We start from the raw sequence: 18,167 nt of genomic DNA on the forward strand, positions 1-18,167 counted from the left end.
GAGTGTACGGCCCGGACCGGCCCGCCATCGGGGCTGCCGGACCGGGGCTGTCGGGGCCCGCCCCTGCGGCCTGCCTCAGCGTCGTGTCAGCCGGACGACGGGGATGTCCCGCTCGGTTGCCGCCTGGTACTGGGCGTAGCGCGGGAACAGCTCCACCAGGCCCGGCCACACCCGCGCCTTCTCCTCCGCCGGCAGGGTCGCCGCGGTCGCCCCGAACCGCTCGGTCTCCACCCGGAGTTCGACCTCCGGGTTCGCCTGGAGGTTCAGATACCACTGCGGCGGCCGTGCCGAGCCGCCGTTGGACGCCACGACCAAGTAGTCCTCGCCGTCCCGCCCGTAGATCAGCACCGTGCGCCGGACGAGCCCGCTGCGCCGGCCCACGTAGTCCAGCAGCAGGCAGGGCACACCGAGCTGCGTGGTGCCCTTGGTGCCGCCGGAGGACTCGTACAGCTCGGCCTGCCGGGCGACCCACTCGGTGGGGTTGAGCACGACCTCGCCGCGTCCGTCCTGCTCCGTCGTCATCCGGTTGCTCCTTCTCTCTCGCTCTCCCGTACGGGCTGCGCACCATCCTGGCATCCGCCCAACCCCGCAGCGGGGTATTCGTACACCTGGACTGACCGCCCTCCGCACGGGGGAACGCGGACCGGGAACCCGTCCGCGAAGGCGTATAAAGGGTCCTTCCGGAGCAGCCGGCGTCCCCCGATGGCCCCTCCCTCCACCTCCCCTCACACGCGGCCGGCGTCACCGCGTCACCGAGCCCAGGAGAGCCGAATGAGCACTTCGGAAGAGATCAGCGCCCTGCTGGTGACGAAGTTCGGAACCGACCCCGAGGCCATCCGCCCCGACGTCCCGCTGCACCGGCTGCGGCTGGACTCCCTTGCCCTGGAGGAGCTGCGGCTGCTCATCGAGGACCGGCTGGACGTGGACCTGGAGGACGTCGCGCTCACCTCCCGCGACACCGTCGGACGGCTCGTCGAGGCCGTCCACGTCAAGGTCGCCGCATGAGCGCCGCCGCCCGGGCCTACCGCCGCCCGGCGCCCGCCCCGTACGCCGCGGCCGTCACCGGGGTCGGCCTGGTCACCGCGGCCGGTACGGGCGCGGACGCCGCCTGGCGCGGCGTCACCGAGGGCCTCGCGCCGAACGTCGGGCCCCGGCCCGAACTGGCCGAACTGCCCTGCGACTTCTTCTATTCCGTCACCGACTGCGACCCGGGGGCCGTGCTCGGGGTCGCCGCCCAGCGGCTGATGGACCGTTTCGCCCAACTCGCCGTCATCGCCGCCCGCGAGGCCGTCGCGGACGCCGGGCTCGACCCGTCCGTCTGGGACAGTGCACGGGTCGGCGTCGTCATCGGCTCCGCCCACGGCGGGCTGCCCTTCTACGACGAGCAGAGCGCCGCCCTCGCCGACCGCGGCCCCCGCCGGGTCTCGCCGAAGCTCGCCCCCCTCTGCGTCGTCAACGGCGCGGCCAGCAGCGTCAGTCTGGACCTCGGCCTCCACGGACCCAGCCAGGCCGTCTCCACCGCCTGCTCCTCCGGCACCGTCGCCATCGGCACCGCCCACCAGATGCTCCGCTCCGGCGCCTGCGACATCGTCATCGCGGGCGGCGCGGAATCCACCTGCACCCGCCTCCTGATCGCCAGCGCCTGCCGCCTCAAGGCCGTCTCCACCCGCCGCGAGGACCCCGAGGCCGCCTGCCGCCCCTTCGACACCCACCGCGACGGCTTCGTCGTCGGCGAGGGCGCCGGGCTGCTCGTCCTGGAGCACCCGGACCACGCCCGCGCCAGGGGCGCCACCGTCCGTGCCCACGTGGGCGGTTACGGCGCCTCCAGCGACGCCCACTCCGCGGTCGCCCCCGACCCGGACGGACTCGGCATCGAACGCGCCCTGCGCAGCGCCCTGGCCGACGCGGGGCTCTCCCCGGCCGATGTCGGGCACGTCAACGCGCACGGCACCTCGACGGTCTCCAACGACCTGATCGAGGCGACCATGCTCCGCCGGGTCCTCGGCGAGAGCCCGCTCGTCACCTCCACCAAGGCCATGACCGGGCACACCCTCGGCGCGGCGGGCGGCATCGAGACCGCGCTCGCCGTTCTCGCCCTCCAGCACCAACGCATCCCGCCCACCGTCAACCTGGACGCGCCCGACCCCGCGATCCCGGTCGACGTGGTGGCCAAGGAGGCCCGCAGCGCCTCCTTCGACTGCGCCGTCAAGACCTCGCTCGGCTTCGGCGGCCACAACGCGGCACTCGTCCTCACCAGGGCCTGACCGGAAGGGAACGCAGGAGTACATGCCCGAGGAGATCATCCGGACGCTGTCGGTCGACGGAGTGCGCTACGGCTACCGCGTCCTGCCGTACGACCGCAGCGGCGGGACGGCGCCGGCCACCGCACCCACGCTCATTCTCGGCGGCGCGCTCCAGGGCATGTTCGGCTGGCCCCAGATGGACGACCACCTGGGCCCGGCCACCGACGTGGTCACCGCCGACCTGCCCGGCATGGGCACCGCCGACCCCCTCCCGCCCGGGCCGAGCGCCGGCCTCCTGCGCCGGGCCGTCCTGCGGATCGCCGACGACCTCGGCGCACCCCGGATCAACCTCTTCGGCTTCTCCTACGGCACCGCCATCGCCTTCGGGTTCGCCCGGCACCATCCGGAGCGGGTGGCCCGGCTCGCCCTCGGCGGCGTACCGGTGCATATCGACGAGGCCCAGGTGGACTGCTGGGAGCGGGCGCGGGAGCTGCTGGCGGGCGGGGACCGCGAGGGGTTCGCGGCGCTCGCGGCCGACGCGCTGATGTGCCTCGACCCCGAACGGCCCGTACACCGCAGGGAACTGGCCCGACGCTATGTCCGGCGCTCGTTCCTGCACGCGCTCGCCCACTCCCCGCACGCGGCGGACTCCCTGCACCGGGCGCTGGGCGACCGGCCCGACTTCTCCGGCGGGCTCACCGGCGTACCGGCGCTGGTCTTCGCCGGAGAGCACGACACGGTGACGTCGCCCGCGCGGCAGCGGGAGTTCGCCGCGACGATCGAGGGCAGCCGGTTCCTGACGATCGAGGAGTCCGACCACTGGGTGGTCCTGGAGCGGGCCGGCGAGGTGGCCGCGCTGGTCTCCCGGTTCTTCACCGAGCGGGAGCCGGTGACCGGCGCGGTCGCGCTGCCGCGCCAGGCGGGCACCCCGGTGGGGCGGCGAACCTGAGAGACCCCGGCGGGGCGGACCCGACAGCGGTCGGTCCGCCCGCCGGGGCAGTGCCTCAGTGCCAGAACCCGCCGACCTTGATCCGCACCACCTGCGGGTCGTGGTCGCTCGCCTGGTCGGCGAACTCGGCGTTGATGTGCACCACGTCGTAGTCGAAGCGCCGGATACCGGGGCTCGTGAGGATATGGTCCAGCGTCTGCGAGTTGCCGTCGTAGACATAGCTGTACCGCTCCGAGGCGGGCAGCGTCGTGATCAGGGGCTTGAGGACTCCGCCCTTGGTCAGCGTCTTCATCGTCGGGGAGAACTCGAAGTCGTTGATGTCCCCGAGCGTGATGACCTTGGCGAACCTGTCCGCCTTCAGCAGGTCGGCGGCGAAGGCGTTGACCTCGGCGGCCTGCTGGATACGATCCGCTTCCGAGGACCGTGTCGGCTCCTGGTAGCGGCCGTGCAGCGGCTGGTCGCCGCCCTTGGACGCGAAGTGGTTGCCGATGACGAAGACGGGCCTGCCCCGGAAGACGAACTCGCCCACCAGAGGCTTGCGGCTGTTGTTCCACGCCGGGCTCGTCGGGTTGATCCGCCCCGGGGACGCGGAGAGCTTCACGCCCCACCACGTGTCCACGGCCCGCACCGCGGTGGTGGCGTCCCCGCCCGGCCGGTCGGTGAAGGAGACCCGCTTCGGGTTGAACAGGAAGACGTTACGGATGTTGCCGCCGGGCTGACCGCCGTCCTTGTTGTTCTCGGGGGCGATGTAGCGCCAGTCGTAGCGCGGCCCGCCCTGCGCGACGATCGCGTCCGTGAACCGCTTCAGCGTGGCCTCGGAGCCCGTCGTGCCGTCGTTCACGGGACCGTTGTCGTCCTGGATCTCCTCCAGCGAGACGATGTCGGGGGAGGAGAGGTTGACCGCGACGCCCTCGGCCAGGGTGTCGAACTTGCCCTGGTCGTCCAGGGCGTCGAGGTTCTCCACGTTGTACGTGGCCACGGCGAGCTCGTTCCACCTCTGCTTGCGGGTCACCTCGCGCCGCAGCTTCTTGTCGACGAGCGTGCCCATCTCGGTGGCCTGCACGTTGTACCCGCCGTACGAGGCGTAGTCGAGCACTCCGGTGGTGCGGCCCTTGAGCACGTCACCGACGTTCGCGGTCGGCACCGGACGCGCCGGGTCCAGCGACATCACCTTGAGCCGGCCGGTGTTCTGGTCCTCGTAGGAGGCGTAGACCGTGCCGCCGCGCCGGTTGCGGTTCTCCCAGGGCTTCACGGTCACCCAGATCTCGTCGTACCTGGTCGTCGCCCCGGTCACCCGGGTGTCGGCGATCTGGACCCGGGAGCCCTCCAGCGCCTCGTACAGGTCCAGGGCGTAGCGGGACGGGTCCAGGGGCAGCGCGTCGATCGTCCCGCCGTCCGCCGACGGCACGTAACGGCCGGGTACCGAACGGGCGTTGAGCACGACCGGGTCGGGCAGCGCGTTGTCGGAGGACAGCACGGTGATGCGGGGCGCGGTGAGCTGGGTGATCGACTGGGTGCTGGTTCCGGGGCGGTACTCGCCGACCTTGCCACTGACCAGGACGGAGTCCCCGACCGCCACGGAGGGTGCGGTGGAGCCCGTGTAGACGAACAGGCCCTCGCTGGTGCGCGGGTCGTTGTCGGGCGCGGTGTCCTGGATCCAGAAGCCGCGCGAGCCGCTGCTCCGTACACCGGTGACGACGCCCGGGACCCCGTCCACCATCGTGCCGTCGAGCGGGGAGAGGCGGGTGGTGCCCTGGATGTCGTGGATCCGTACGTCGCCGGGCTCGGTGGGGCCGGGCTCCTCGGGCTCCTGTCCGCCGCCGGACGTCTCGCCCTTGGTGTTGACCGGGGTCGGGGCTCCCGCGGTGAGGTCGGCGGCGTTGTCGTCGGTGTCGGCGAGCGAGGCGGCCCGCGCGACGGACGCGGTGGCCGAGGCGCCGGGGACCGGGCCGCTGCCCTCCCGGACGACCGCGGAACCGTAGCCGACCAGATCGACGATCCGGGTGTCCGCCGCACAGTCCGCCGCCGACTTGCAGGTCAGCGGGTCCGTCCCGGAGACCAGGGCGACGGTTCCGCTGCCTGCGGCCATGGCGATCGTGCCGGTGGTGTCGGCGGTGGGCAGCGCGACCGTTCCGCCGTTGCCCTTGGCCTGGGCGACCAGGTAGCGGCCGCCGGGCGCGATCGACCCGGACAGCTCGGAGACCTGCCACCGCGAGCCGGCCGACGGGCTGCCCGGCAGGTACTGGACGCTGAGGCCGCCGACCTCGAAGGGCGCGGAGCCGGCGTTGGCCAGCTCGACGAAGTCCCGGGTCAGCGTCGCGCCGGAGTTGCCCCCGCCGCCGTACACCTCGGAGATGACGGCGGTGGCGGACGGGGCCGCCTGGGCGGCGGGCAGGGCGGTCACCGCGAGCGCGGCGGCGACGGCGCCGGTCAGCAGAACGGAACCGGATCTGTATATCTGCACGGGAGGTGCCCCTCAGCTTGGTGGTAAGAGCCAAAAGCTATGCGCGTAGAACGGGGCATGACAAGGCATCATCGGTAAATTCCCGGCGTCGCCCGTATGGAGAACCGGCTGCCGGGCCTCGCGAGAACCCCACGGGAGCTCGTCGCACGCCCGCCATGCGCCCGTCATATCTAGCAATATCCGGGCAAAATGCCCATCTGGGGTGGCCGTCCACCCTCCGGGCAGCACTTCGACCGGCTTACGCCCTTCCGGCTGCGTTGCACGCCGTGCGGCGATCCATCACCTGACGACACGAGGCCGTGTCGGCCTGAAGCGTGTGTTCTGCACGCCGTGCCGGCGGAGCCCCGGGCCGGACGGGCTCCGGCCCGGGGCTCCACCGAGGGCTCTCCCCGCACGGCCCGCTGCCCGCGCCGCCGCTCGGGCCGACGGCGCAAGGCTGGACGGGCCGGGGTCAGTTGCGGATGCGGTCGCGGATCCAGACCCCGGCCTCCTTCAGGACCCCGGTGCCCGTCCAGTTGCTCCCGCTGCACGTGCCGGTCTTGAAGACGGCGCCGGAGCGGTGGTCGTCGGAGTAGTTCCAGTTGGTCCAGGAGATCTTCTTGCGCTTCATCAGGTCGAGGTAGCGCTGCGACATGGCGAAGTCGTTGGCGCCCTCGCCCGAGTAGTTCTGCGTCCCGAACTCCGTGACGAAGACGGGGAGTCTGTCGGAGGCCCGGTCCAGCGCGCTGAGGTACGCCTCGCGGTGCGAGGCGGCGTAGAAGTGGAAGGTGTACATGATGTTCGAGGCGTTGACGGGGTTGTTCACGACCTCCGACTCGTTGGAGCCCTCGGACACCCCGAACGAGGACCAGGCGCGCGTCCCGACCAGCACGACCGCATCGGGGTCCTCGGCCCGGATCACCGGGATGATCTTCTCGGCGTAGGACTTGATGGCCGACCAGCTCACCCCCGAGGGCTCGTTGGCGATCTCGTAGAGCACGCCCGGGTGGTTCCGGTACTTCTTCGCCATCGCCCTGAAGAACGTCTTCGCCTTGCCCAGGTTCGCGTTCGGGTCGCCCGGCGAGAGCATGTGCCAGTCGATCACCGCGTACATACCGCGCGCGTGCGCCGCGTCGACGAACTTCTGCGCACGGGCGGTGAATCCGGCCGGGTCGGTCTCGTAACCGCCCTCCTGTACGTAGGTGGAGACGCGCAGCACGTCGGCGCGCCAGTCCCGGGCCAGGGCGTCGAGTGAGCCGCCGGTGACGCACTGGGCGTACCACTGGGTGCCGTGCGTGCTCATCCCGTTGAGGGCGATCGCCCGGCCGGAGGAGTTGCAGAGCCGCACGCCGCAGACGGCGAGCTGACCGTTGGCCGCGAGCGGGGTGGCGGCGGTGGGGGAGACCGGGGCCGGGGCGGGGGTCGGGGCCGCGCCCGCCCGGACGGGAGCCATGAGTGCGGTGACCACACCGAGCGCGGACGCGGCGAGCAGGGCCTTGCGGGCGAACCGGCGGCGACCGGCCGTGGGGGCGGGCTCGGTGGGGGGACTGGTGCGCTGGTGCATGGTGGTGCTCCCTTCGGAGGGGGGTGGGAGGCGCCATGTCGGCAGAACTGAAAGTAAAGCTTCCTTCCAATTGGCGTCAACCGTGTTGGGAAACTTTCCTGTCTATTAACGCGCGTGGCGGAGGGGGCCGTTGGGGGCCTCGGCCCCTAGGGTGCGAACCATGGCACGGAGCGCGGCGCATCCCGGGCCGACCGGGCGCGACGCCGGCTCCGGCGACCACGGCTCCGGCGGCCACGACGTCGGCGGCCCCGACCCCCGGCGCTGGCAGGCGCTCGCGGTCTGCCTGGTCGCGGGCTTCATGACGCTGTTGGACGTCTCCATCGTCAACGTGGCGCTTCCTTCCATCCGGGACAGCCTGAACACCCCCGAGTCCGACCTCCAGTGGGTGCTCTCCGGATATGCCCTCGCCTTCGGCCTCTTCCTCATCCCCGCCGGACGCCTCGGCGACGCGCGCGGCCGCCGGGCGGTCTTCATGGCGGGCCTCGCCCTGTTCACCCTGGCGTCCGCCGCCTGCGGGGCCGCCCAGTCCAGCCTCTGGCTGGTGATCGCCCGGCTGGTGCAGGGCATCGCGGGCGGGCTGATCTCCCCTCAGATCTCCGCCCTGATCCAACAGATGTTCTCCGGGCGCGAGCGCGGCCGCGCGTTCGGCATGTTCGGCACCGTCGTCGGGATCTCCACCGCCGTGGGCCCGCTGCTGGGCGGCCTGCTCATCCAGCTGGCGGGACCCGAGCAGGGCTGGCGCTGGGTGTTCTACGTCAACCTCCCGCTCGGCGTCCTCTGCCTGCTGCTCGCCCGGCGCCTCCTCCCGGACACACCTTCGGCGCGGCGGGTGCGGCCGCGCGACCTGGACCCGGTCGGCGTGGTGCTTCTCGGGACCGGGGTGCTGGCCCTGCTGCTGCCGTTCGTCCAGGCCCAGCAGTGGTCCGGCAACGGCAAGTGGCTCCTGCTCGTCCTGGCCGCCGCCCTGCTCGGCGCATTCGTGGCCTGGGAGTCGCGGTGCGGGGGCCGCCGGACCACGCCGGTGCTGGACCTGTCGCTGTTCCGGCTGCGCTCCTACTGGCTGGGGTGCCTGCTGATCCTGCTCTACTTCGCCGGGTTCACCTCGATCTTCTTCGTCACGACCCTCTACCTCCAGTCCGGTCTGGGCTACTCCGCGCTCCTGGCCGGTCTCGCCATCACCCCCTTCGCCCTGGGCTCCGGCGTCGCCGCGTCCATCGGCGGGCGGCTCGTCGGGCGCTTCGGCCGGCCCCTCGTGGTGGCGGGCCTCGCCATGGTCGCGCTCGGCCTCGCGGGCGCCGCCCTCGCCGTCCACTGGGTCCCCGGCAGCAAAGCGGGCTGGGCCATGGCCGCCCCGCTGCTGCTCGCCGGACTCGGCAGCGGACTGGTCATCGCCCCGAACCAGACCCTGACCCTGGCCGAGGTGCCGGTCCACCACGCCGGAAGCGCCGGAGGCACCCTCCAGACCGGCCAGCGGGTCGGCTCCGCGATCGGGATCGCCGCCGTGGGCGCGGTGTTCTTCGCCCAGGTCGGCCCGGACGGCTGGGCCGACGCCTACGACCACGGGCTCATCGTCTCCGTCGCCTTCGTACTCGCCGCACTGATCGTGGCCCTGGCCGAGGTCGGGGCGGACCGGCGGGACAGACGAAGGACAGCACGCACACCGACCGACGCATCGAGGAGCGCGGCATGAGCGACACAGCAGCGGACAGTCCGGGGACAGACCGCGCGGACAGCGACGGCAACGCCTCCTACGGCCACAAGCCGTTCAAGCGGTCCCGGAGCCACTTCGCGGACCGGATCACCGCCGACGGCCGCGAGGGCTGGCCCGTCGAGGCAGGCCGCTACCGGCTCGTCGCCAGCCGGGCCTGCCCCTGGGCGAGCCGCGCCCTGGTCTCCCGGCGGCTCCTCGGCCTGGAGGACGCCCTCTCGCTCGCCGTCGCCGACCCCATCCAGGACGACCGCAGCTGGCGCTTCACCCTGGACCCCGGAGGCAAGGACCCGGTCCTCGGCATCCGCCATCTCAGCGAGGCGTACGACGCCCGGGAGCGCGACTACCCCGGCGGCGTCAGCGTGCCCGCCATCGTCGACGTACCGAGCGGGAAGCTGGTCACCAACGACTACCAGCAGCTCACCCTCGACCTCGCCACCGAGTGGACCGCCCTGCACCGCCCCGGCGCCCCCGACCTCTACCCCGAGCCGCTGCGCGCGGAGATCGACGAGGTCATGGAAGGCATCTACCGGGACATCAACAACGGCGTCTACAAGGCCGGGTTCGCCAGCGGCCAGCAGGAGTACGAAGAGGCGTACGAGGCCCTCTTCGCCCGCCTCGACCAGGTTTCCGCCCGGCTCGCGGACCGCCGCTACCTCGTCGGCGACACCGTCACCGAGGCCGACATCCGGCTCTTCACCACCCTGGTCCGTTTCGACGCCGTCTACCACGGCCACTTCAAGTGCAACCGGAACAAGCTGACCGAGGACCCCGTCCTGTGGGCGTACGTCCGCGACCTCTACCAGACCCCCGGGTTCGGCGACACGGTGGACTTCGACCACATCAAGCGCCACTACTACGAGGTCCACACCGGCATCAACCCCACCGGCATCGTCCCCCTCGGCCCCGACCTCTCCGGCTGGACCACCCCGCACCACCGCGAACAGCTCGGCGGCCGCCCCTTCGGCGAGGGTACGCCCCCGGCAGCGGCCTCCTGATCCTCGGCGGCGACAAGAGGCCGTCCGGCCGCACAGGAACGGGACGACCATGCAGGACGCGCAGGCAACCGGCACGGACGGCCCTGCCGGGAGGCGCGTCTTCGCCGGCCAGTACGTACGACCCACGCCTCGGGGACGCCTACCGCGCTCGGGGGGCCGGGGGCGGCGGTGCCAGCGTGCCCCTGGCCAGCGGGGTGCGGGCCAGACGCACGCAGCCGGTGGCGATCAGGGCCAGCGCGACCAGCTCAGGCAGCAGCCACCAGCCGGTCCGCAGCTCCTCGTCGAACAGCGTCACCCCGTACAGGATGCTGATCAGCGCGTCCCCCAGCGTCAGCATCGGCTGAACGGCCACCAGACTGCCCGCCTGAAGCGCGTTCTGCAGCAGGAACAGGGCACCCACCCCGGCCGCCGCCGTGGCGTACAGCTCCCAGGACGACAGCAGCGCGAGGGCCCCGCCGTCGTCCAGGTGCGCCATCGCGTCCTTCATCAGCGCCGCCGTCAGCGCATAGCCGCAGGCGGCGGCCAGCCCCAGCAGCGCTGCCCGGGGGTTGCCGCGCGTCCTGAGCGCGGCAACGATCAGCCCCGCCTCGAACACCCCGGTCAGCAGCAGCGCCGGAATCCAGTCGGCGCCCGCGACCGTGTCGCTGCCCTCGACCGGCGCGGCCGACACCATGCCGAGCGCCAGGCCCACCGTGACCGCCGCGACCCCGTACCAGACGGTCCGGCCCGCCCGCACCCGCATCACCAGCCCCGCGATCAGCAGGGTCAGGGGCAGCTCGATCACGAAGATCGGCTGGACCACCGCGATCGGCCCGGTGGCCAGCGCGACCGCCTGGCAGACCGCCGCCACGATCACCAGTCCGATCCCGGCCAGCCACACCTTCTGCCGCACCAGACGACCGATCAGCGAGAGCCGCATCGCCTCGCTGTCGGGCACCTCCATCGCCGCCCGGCGCTGGAGCACCGAGGCGGAGCCATTGCTGAGGGCGGTCAGGACGGCGAACAGAACACTGATCACCCGGCCCATCATGGAGTCGGCCGTCCCGGGGCGCGCGGCGCACGGGTCCGGTGGGCGTAACGGCCACGGACCCCGCCTTGCGGACCGTAGATGTCCGCAAGGCCCGGTAGCGTGCGGACCATGGCCGCGAAGACGCCCCGCACCCCCGCTCGCCGCACCCCCGCACACCGAACTCCCGCTCACCCCGCCGTCCTCTCCGACCGGGCGCTGAACCGGGCGACCCTGGACCGGCAGCTCCTGCTGCGCCGGTCCGCCATGTCCGCGAAGGACGCGGTCGCCCATCTCCTCGGACTCCAGGCCCAGAACACCAAGCCGCCGTACTTCCAGCTGTACGCCCGGCTCGCGGACTTCGACCCCCAGGAGCTGTCCGCCCTGATGGAGTCCCGTGAGGTGGTCCGGATCGTCAGCCTGCGCTCCACCCTCCACACCCATACGGCCGACGACGCGCTCACCCTGCGCCCCCTGGTGCAGCCGGCGCGTGAGCGGGAGTTGAAGAACTTCCGGCGCGGCCTGGACGGGGTGGACCTGGACCGGCTCGCCGCGGTGGCCGTGGAGCTGGTCGAGGAGCGCCCGCGCCCGGTCAAGGAGTTGCGCGAGGAGCTGCTCACGCGCTGGCCGGACGCGGACCCCCTCGCGCTCACCGCGGCCGCCCGGTGTCTGCTGCCGCTGGTCCAGGTCACCCCGCGCGGACTGTGGGGGCGCGGCGGACAGGTCGCCCTGACCACCCTGGAGCACTGGCTCGGCAGGTCCGCCGGACCCGCGCCCGCGCCGGACGCCACCGTCCTGCGCTACCTGGCGGCGTTCGGACCCGCCTCGGTGAAGGACTTCCAGACCTGGGCGGGGCTGACCCGGACGAAGGAGGTCTTCGAGCGGCTGCGGCCCCGGCTGCTCACCTTCCGGGACGAGCGGGGCGTCGAGCTGTTCGACCTCCCCGACGCCCCGCGCCCGGACCCGGACACCCCGGCCCCGCCGCGCTTCCTGCCCGAGTTCGACAACGTCCTCCTGGGCCACGCCGACCGCACCCGGGTCGTCCCGGAGGCCAACAAGGGGCGCAACTGGGTGGGCAACCAGTCGTTCGGGACCGTCCTGATCGACGGCTTCTTCGAGGCGGTCTGGCGCGTCGAAGCCACCGGCGGCACCGCGACCCTCACTGTCCAGCCGCTCCGGAGGCTGTCCCGCGCCGAGCGTGCGGAGATCACGGAGGAGGCGGCAGGGATGCTGGCGGTGATGACGGACGCGACGGCGTACGACGTCCGCTTCGGCACCTTTCTGGACTTCGGCCACGACTGAGGCCCACGGACCGTACGTCGTCACGGATCACCGGCCGATTCAGCAGCCGACGCGGACCGCACGTCAGGGCAGGAGCCCCGCCCGCCGCGCGGCCACTACCGCCTCCAGCCGCGTCTGCGCACCCAACTTCCGCATGGCGGACCGCAGATAACCCTTCACCGTCTCGGGGCGCAGCCCCAGCCGCTCGGCGGCCGCCGCGTTCGTCGCCCCCGCCGCCACACACGCCACCACGTCCACCTCGCGCGGAGCCAGCCGCACGGCGCGGGAGGCCGGAACCCGCGCTGCCGACGCCGTGGCCAGCCGCCCGCAGACCTCCAGCAGCTCCTCGCGCAGATCCGGGTCGAGGATCCTCGGGGCCAGGGCGCGCAGTTCGCGGTGGGCCTCGCGCACGTCCTCCCAGGCCCCCGGCGCCCGGTCCGGATCGGTCACCCGCTCCCGGGAGGCGGCCAGCAGGTGCCGTGCCTCGTCCCGTACGGCGAGCGCCTGCTCCACATCGCGGGCCGCCGCCACCGCCGCGTCGAACGTCCGGTCCCCGAGTGCCACCGGGGTGCGCAGCGCCCCGTACAGCACACCCCGCACTGTTCTCCGTACGACGACGGGCACCGCGACCACCGAGCGCAGCCCCTCCGCGGCCACCGCCGTGTCGTACTCGTGGCTGATGTGGCGCGAGGAGGGATAGTCCGTCACCGCGCAGGGGCGGGACAGTGCGATGGCCTTGCCGCCCAGACCGCTCCCGGCGGAGACGACCAGGCCCCGCAGCGCACTGGTCTGCGCCCCGTTCAGCTCGGCGATCCGCGCGTGGCGGGCGTCGGACAGCAGACCGCCGAACACCACGGGAAGCCCGCTCGTGCGGCGCAGCCTGAGCAGCGCCGCCTGCATCTCGACCGCATCGACCGGTTCCGGCACTCCGACGCCCCTCCGCCCGGCCCGAGCCCGCCCCGCCCGGGGAGGGACCCCCCCGTTCGGGGGTGGTGAGACCTGGGTCACTTTTTACATGATGTTAAGCGACCGGTCGGGTCCGCAACGAGGAGGGCACATGTCGGCGACGAACGCGACGGAGACGTTCCGGGCCGCCCGGGACTTCCTGCTGGAGCACCGCGAGGACTACGAGACGGCGTACGCGGGCTTCCGCTGGCCCCGGACCGACCGCTTCAACTGGGCGCTGGACTGGTTCGACGTCATCGCGGAGAACAACGACCGCACCGCCCTGCACATCGTGGAGGAGGACGGCCGGCGTACCGAGGTGTCCTTCGCGGCGATGTCCGAGCGCTCCGACCGGACCGCCAACTGGCTGACGGAGCAAGGAGTCCGGGAGGGCGACCGCATCCTCGTGATGCTCGGCAACCAGACCGAGCTGTGGGAGAGCGCGCTGGCCGCGATGAAGCTGCGTGCCGTCGTCATCCCCGCCACCCCGCTGCTCGGCCCCGCCGACCTGCGCGACCGGGTGGAGCGCGGCCGGGTCCGCCATGTGCTCGTACGGGACGCGGACACCGCGAAGTTCGACCAGGTGCCGGGGGAGTACACCCGCATCGCGGTGGGTGAGGAGGTGCCGGGCTGGCTGCCGTACGGGGAAGCGGCGAAGGCGCCCGCGGGCTTCACGCCCGATCGCGGGACGGACGCCGACGAGCCGCTGATGCTCTACTTCACCTCCGGCACCACCGCCCGCCCCAAGCTCGTCGAGCACACCCATGTGTCCTATCCGGTAGGCCACTTGTCGACGATGTACTGGATCGGTCTCCGCCCCGGGGACGTCCACCTGAACATCTCGTCGCCCGGCTGGGCCAAGCACGCCTGGTCGAACCTCTTCGCCCCGTGGACCGCCGAGGCCACCGTCTTCATCGTCAACTACACCCGCTTCGACGCCTCCCGTCTGATGGCCGAGATGGACCGCGCGGGCGTCACCAGCTTCTGTGCTCCGCCGACCGTCTGGCGGATGCTCATCCAGGCCGACCTGTCCCGGCTGAACGTCCCGCCGCGCGAGGTCGTCGCGGCGGGGGAGCCGCTGAACCCCGAGGTGATCGAGACGGTCCGGCGGGAGTGGGGGGTCACCATCCGGGACGGCTTCGGTCAGACGGAGACCGCCGTCCAGGTCGCCAACACCCCCGGCCAGCACCTCAAGACCGGTTCCATGGGCCGCCCCAGCCCCGGCTTCACCGTGGAGCTGCTCGACCCGGTGACGGGACGGCCCGGGGCGGCGGAAGGGGAGATCGCCCTCGACCTGGCCGACCGGCCCGTCGGCCTGATGACCGGATACCACGGCGACCCGGACCGCACCGCCGAGGCGATGGCGGGCGGCTACTACCGCACCGGCGACATCGGCGCACGCGACGACGAGGGCTACATCACGTACGTGGGCCGCGCCGACGACGTCTTCAAGGCCTCCGACTACAAGATCTCGCCGTTCGAGCTGGAGAGCGCCCTCCTGGAGCACGAGGCGGTCGCCGAGGCCGCCGTCGTACCCGCCCCCGACCCGCTCCGGCTGGCCGTCCCGAAGGCGTACGTCGTGCTGGCGGAGGGCTGGGAGCCGGGCCCGGACGCCGCGAAGGCGCTCTTCGAGCACTCCCGGACGGTCCTCGCCCCGTACAAGCGCATCCGCAGGCTGGAGTTCGCGGAACTGCCCAAGACCGTCTCGGGAAAGATCCGCCGCATCGAACTCCGCGAACGCACCGCCGCCGGTGACGGCACCGAGTTCGACGAGGGGGACTTCAAGTGAGCGAGCTGACGCGCGGGAGCCGCCTGTCCTACGCACACGGCACCGGCACCACCGCCCTGCTCGGTGACACCATCGGCCGCAACCTGGACCGGACGATCGCCGCCCACGGCGACCGCGAGGCCCTGGTGGACGTGGTCTCCGGCCGCCGCTGGACGTATACGGAACTCGGCGCGGACGTCGACGAGCTGGCCCGCGCCCTGATGGCGTCCGGCGTGGAGAAGGGCGACCGGGTCGGCATCTGGGCGGTCAACTGCCCCGAGTGGGTGCTCGTCCAGTACGCCACCGCCCGCATCGGGGCCGTCATGGTCACCATCAACCCGGCCTACCGCGCCCATGAGCTGGCGTTCGTCCTGAAGCAGGCGGGCATCTCCCTGCTGGTCGCCTCCCTCGCGCACCGCACCAGCGACTACCGAGCCCTGGTCGACGAGGTCCGCGCCGACTGCCCGTCCCTGCGGGCCGTCCACTACATCGGGGACCCGTCCTGGTCCGAGCTGACCGCCGCCGCCCCCGCCGTCTCCCGGGAGCAACTGGCCGCCCGCGAGGCCGCCCTGTCCTGCGACGACCCGATCAACATCCAGTACACCTCGGGCACCACCGGCTTCCCCAAGGGCGCCACGCTCTCCCACCACAACATCCTCAACAACGGCTACTTCGTCGGGGAGACGGTCGCGTACACCGAGGCCGACCGGGTCTGTCTGCCGGTGCCCTTCTACCACTGCTTCGGCATGGTCATGGGCAATCTCGGCATCACCTCGCACGGCGCGTGCATCGTGATCCCGGGCCCGTCCTTCGAACCGGCCGCCGTGCTGGCCGCCGTCCAGCAGGAGCGCTGCACCTCGCTGTACGGCGTCCCCACCATGTTCATCGCCGAACTGAACCTGCCGGACTTCGCCGCGTACGACCTCTCCTCGCTGCGCACCGGCATCATGGCCGGCTCGCCCTGCCCGGTCGAGGTGATGAAGCGGGTCGTCGCGCAGATGCACATGTCCGAGGTGTCCATCTGCTACGGGATGACGGAGACGTCCCCCGTCTCGACCCAGACCCGCCGCGACGACGACCTGGAACGCCGTACGGGCACGGTCGGCCGGGCGCTGCCGCACATCGAGGTCAAGATCGTGGACCCGGCCACCGGCATCACCCTGCCGCGCGGCTCCGCCGGCGAGCTGTGCACCCGGGGCTACAGCGTGATGCTCGGCTACTGGGACCAGCCCGACCGCACCGCCGAGGTGATCGACGCGGGCCGCTGGATGCACACCGGGGACCTCGCGGTGCTGCGGGAGGACGGATACGTCCAGGTCGTCGGCCGGATCAAGGACATGATCATCCGGGGCGGCGAGAACGTCTACCCCCGGGAGATCGAGGAGTTCCTGCACGGCCACCCGAAGATCTCCGACGTCCAGGTGGTCGGCGTGCCGGACGAGCACTTCGGGGAGGAGATCCTGGCCTGCGTCATTCCCCGCGACCCGGCCGACCCGCCGAGCCTGGAGGAGCTCGCCGCGCACTGCCGGGAACGGCTCGCCCACTACAAGATCCCGCGCAGGCTGCGGATTCTGGAGTCCTTCCCGATGACGGTGAGCGGCAAGGTCCGCAAGATCGAGCTACGCGAGTCGTACGCGGACTGAGCCCGGCGCTCAGCTCATGCGCCGCCGCCGACCGCCAGGGTGGGCGAGTCCTCCGGGGGCCGGGCGGCCGGCACCAGGTCGCGTCGCATGCAGACCCGGGGCCAGCGGTCCAGGCCGTGCTGGGCCTCCTCGGTGCGGATGGCCCGCAGCCCGTCGGTGAGTTCGTCCTCGGCCAGCACCCGGAAGCCGATCCGGGTGTAGTAGGGGGCGTTCCACGGAACATCGGTGAAGGTGGTCAGGGTGAGCGCCTTCATCCCGCGTCCCACCGCGAGGGCGGCGAGCCGGTCGATGAGGGCGCGGCCGATGCCGCGGCGGGCGGCGGCCGGGTCGACCGAGACCTGTTCGATGTGCAGCGCGCCGTCGACGGGGTCGGCGAGCACATAGCCGAGCGGCCGGTCGCCGGTGACGGAGTGCGGGTCGGTGGCCACCCAGCAGCGGCCTGCGAGCCGGTAGCTCTCCAGCAGGTCGAGCGGGGGCGGGTCGTCGTCGGCCACGAAGGCCATGCCCAGGGTGCGGAACGGTTCCCCTGCGGCGCGCTCGATTTCCTGGAGAAGCGGGAGATCGGAGCGTCTGGCGGAGCGGATACGCATGCACTCAGTGTGCCGCGCCGGACGGCGGACCGGTACGCCGTGGCCGGATTCACCCTCGGGGAGAACCTCGGGGGGCGGAGCCCGGACCGCCGCTCAGGCTCCGGTGCTGACCAGCTCGTGCGCCGGACTGTTCACCGGCTGCGGGGTCCCCGTGAGGTCGATGACGAAGAGCGGGAGTCCGACGCCGTCCGCACGGGCCCGGGCGTCGGCCGCGTACCCCGCGAGGGAGAAGAACACCCCGGTCACGGATGCGCCCAGGGCGTTGAGCCAGAGGCACTCCACCGCGCGCAGCGTGGCCGGGCGGGTGCTGGAGTCCACCTGGGCGATCAGCCCGTCGGCCCGCAGATCGATCCCGGAGGCGGGGCCCGCCCCGGGACGGCCCACGTCGCGGTAGCCCAGCCAGGTCAGATAGAGCCCGGCCGCGCTCACCGCGTCGTGGCCCGTACGGATCGTCATCGGCCGGAACGTCGGGCGCGGGTGCGCGGCGGTGCGGGGCAGCGGGATATGGGCGGGGGAGACCGGTGAGCCCGGAGCCGGGGCGGCGGTCACCGGTCGCACCGGAATCCGCAGCACGGTCCCGCACGGGCAGCACAGCTCCGGCTGGGGCCACTGGTCCTCCCGGCCGCAGGACGTGCAGCGGACGGTGACCCACGCGTCGTTCCAGCTGCGGTGGGTGACCTGGACCGCCGGCGCGCCGGGCAGCAGCGGCGGGGCGGTGGGCGCCCCGCACGGGCACGGGTAGGCCGGTGTGCTGTAGGCGTGGTCCCGGCTGCAGACGGGGCACCGTACCGGCACGGACTCCACGATCGCCTCCCTCCGGCACGGCCGCGCGGCCGACTGCGCTCCGTGCCTCCCTCGTCACGCCATCGTCCACCAGGGGCGAGGCTCTGGGGAGGGGATTGGCGCACTTCGTACGGGCGAGCGGCGCTGTACGCCCTTGACGGCGGTCGCCCCAGGTTCTAGATTGCTTCCATATAGCAGAACTAAGTTTCCGTAATGCGGAATTGGTGCTCTCAGGTGGCGCGACAG

15 protein-coding genes are annotated in these 18,167 nt (G+C 72.5%); 8 read left to right on the top strand and 7 right to left on the bottom strand.

What is annotated here, in order from left to right; translation table 11 throughout:
• Positions 1 to 75 precede the first annotated feature (75 nt).
• Positions 76 to 522 carry a nitroreductase family deazaflavin-dependent oxidoreductase gene (locus tag ACZ5WC_RS13335; RefSeq protein WP_468540897.1) on the bottom strand — a complete coding sequence of 149 codons (447 nt, stop codon included), beginning with the start codon at positions 520 to 522 and terminating at the stop codon, positions 76 to 78.
• A gap of 249 nt (positions 523 to 771) precedes the next feature.
• On the opposite strand from ACZ5WC_RS13335, the gene ACZ5WC_RS13340 reads away from it, so the two are divergent.
• The 3 genes from ACZ5WC_RS13340 to ACZ5WC_RS13350 are packed head-to-tail and all read left to right on the top strand — an operon-like array spanning position 772 to position 3,192.
• Positions 772 to 1,005, top strand: coding sequence for an acyl carrier protein (locus ACZ5WC_RS13340; RefSeq protein WP_468540898.1), 234 nt, complete (start codon positions 772 to 774; stop codon positions 1,003 to 1,005).
• On the top strand, positions 1,002 to 2,264 hold the full coding sequence (locus ACZ5WC_RS13345) for a beta-ketoacyl-[acyl-carrier-protein] synthase family protein (protein ID WP_468540899.1): 1,263 nt from the start codon (positions 1,002 to 1,004) through the stop codon (positions 2,262 to 2,264). Before ACZ5WC_RS13340 ends, ACZ5WC_RS13345 begins: the two co-directional genes overlap by 4 nt.
• A gap of 22 nt (positions 2,265 to 2,286) precedes the next feature.
• Entirely contained in the window at positions 2,287 to 3,192 is a 906-nt protein-coding gene (locus ACZ5WC_RS13350; RefSeq protein WP_468540900.1) for an alpha/beta fold hydrolase, read from the top strand.
• Positions 3,193 to 3,247: 55 nt separating this feature from the next.
• Here the strand turns inward: ACZ5WC_RS13350 and ACZ5WC_RS13355 are convergent, their stop codons facing one another.
• A complete protein-coding gene (locus ACZ5WC_RS13355) occupies positions 3,248 to 5,656 on the bottom strand; it encodes an endonuclease/exonuclease/phosphatase family protein (protein ID WP_468540901.1) in 2,409 nt (802 codons plus the stop codon).
• 451 nt (positions 5,657 to 6,107) lie between these two features.
• Positions 6,108 to 7,199 (bottom strand): glycoside hydrolase family 5 protein, encoded by a 1,092-nt coding sequence (locus ACZ5WC_RS13360; RefSeq protein WP_468540902.1) that lies wholly within the window; start codon positions 7,197 to 7,199, stop codon positions 6,108 to 6,110.
• Between the two features lie 160 nt (positions 7,200 to 7,359).
• On the opposite strand from ACZ5WC_RS13360, the gene ACZ5WC_RS13365 reads away from it, so the two are divergent.
• Together ACZ5WC_RS13365 and ACZ5WC_RS13370 are read left to right on the top strand one after the other, a co-directional pair.
• Positions 7,360 to 8,889 (top strand): MFS transporter, encoded by a 1,530-nt coding sequence (locus tag ACZ5WC_RS13365; protein ID WP_468540903.1) that lies wholly within the window; start codon positions 7,360 to 7,362, stop codon positions 8,887 to 8,889.
• On the top strand, positions 8,886 to 9,905 hold the full coding sequence (locus ACZ5WC_RS13370) for a glutathione S-transferase family protein (RefSeq protein ID WP_468540904.1): 1,020 nt from the start codon (positions 8,886 to 8,888) through the stop codon (positions 9,903 to 9,905). The genes ACZ5WC_RS13365 and ACZ5WC_RS13370 overlap by 4 nt, the downstream gene beginning before the upstream one ends.
• 139 nt (positions 9,906 to 10,044) lie before the next feature.
• On the opposite strand, the gene ACZ5WC_RS13375 is transcribed toward ACZ5WC_RS13370, so the two are convergent.
• Positions 10,045 to 10,923 (bottom strand): DMT family transporter, encoded by an 879-nt coding sequence (locus ACZ5WC_RS13375; protein ID WP_468540905.1) that lies wholly within the window; start codon positions 10,921 to 10,923, stop codon positions 10,045 to 10,047.
• Positions 10,924 to 11,043: 120 nt separating this feature from the next.
• Here ACZ5WC_RS13375 and ACZ5WC_RS13380 point away from each other — a divergent pair, with 120 nt between their 5' ends.
• On the top strand, positions 11,044 to 12,213 hold the full coding sequence (locus ACZ5WC_RS13380; protein WP_468540906.1) for a winged helix DNA-binding domain-containing protein: 1,170 nt from the start codon (positions 11,044 to 11,046) through the stop codon (positions 12,211 to 12,213).
• Positions 12,214 to 12,276: 63 nt separating this feature from the next.
• On the opposite strand, the gene ACZ5WC_RS13385 is transcribed toward ACZ5WC_RS13380, so the two are convergent.
• A complete protein-coding gene (locus ACZ5WC_RS13385; RefSeq protein ID WP_468540907.1) occupies positions 12,277 to 13,119 on the bottom strand; it encodes a response regulator transcription factor in 843 nt (280 codons plus the stop codon).
• Between the two features lie 130 nt (positions 13,120 to 13,249).
• Here ACZ5WC_RS13385 and ACZ5WC_RS13390 point away from each other — a divergent pair, with 130 nt between their 5' ends.
• Both ACZ5WC_RS13390 and ACZ5WC_RS13395 read left to right on the top strand, forming a co-directional pair.
• Entirely contained in the window at positions 13,250 to 14,926 is a 1,677-nt protein-coding gene (locus tag ACZ5WC_RS13390; RefSeq protein ID WP_468540908.1) for an AMP-binding protein, read from the top strand.
• Positions 14,923 to 16,548 carry an AMP-binding protein gene (locus ACZ5WC_RS13395; RefSeq protein ID WP_468540909.1) on the top strand — a complete coding sequence of 542 codons (1,626 nt, stop codon included), beginning with the start codon at positions 14,923 to 14,925 and terminating at the stop codon, positions 16,546 to 16,548. The genes ACZ5WC_RS13390 and ACZ5WC_RS13395 overlap by 4 nt, the downstream gene beginning before the upstream one ends.
• 14 nt (positions 16,549 to 16,562) lie before the next feature.
• Here ACZ5WC_RS13395 and ACZ5WC_RS13400 read toward each other — a convergent pair whose 3' ends face one another.
• Both ACZ5WC_RS13400 and ACZ5WC_RS13405 read right to left on the bottom strand, forming a co-directional pair.
• Positions 16,563 to 17,138 carry a GNAT family N-acetyltransferase gene (locus tag ACZ5WC_RS13400; protein WP_468540910.1) on the bottom strand — a complete coding sequence of 192 codons (576 nt, stop codon included), beginning with the start codon at positions 17,136 to 17,138 and terminating at the stop codon, positions 16,563 to 16,565.
• 93 nt (positions 17,139 to 17,231) lie between these two features.
• Positions 17,232 to 17,942: a hypothetical protein gene (locus tag ACZ5WC_RS13405; RefSeq protein WP_468540911.1), complete on the bottom strand. Its 711-nt coding sequence runs from the start codon at positions 17,940 to 17,942 to the stop codon at positions 17,232 to 17,234.
• Positions 17,943 to 18,167: the final 225 nt, after the last annotated feature.

This window comes from Streptomyces sp. NPDC033165, assembly GCF_055577965.1.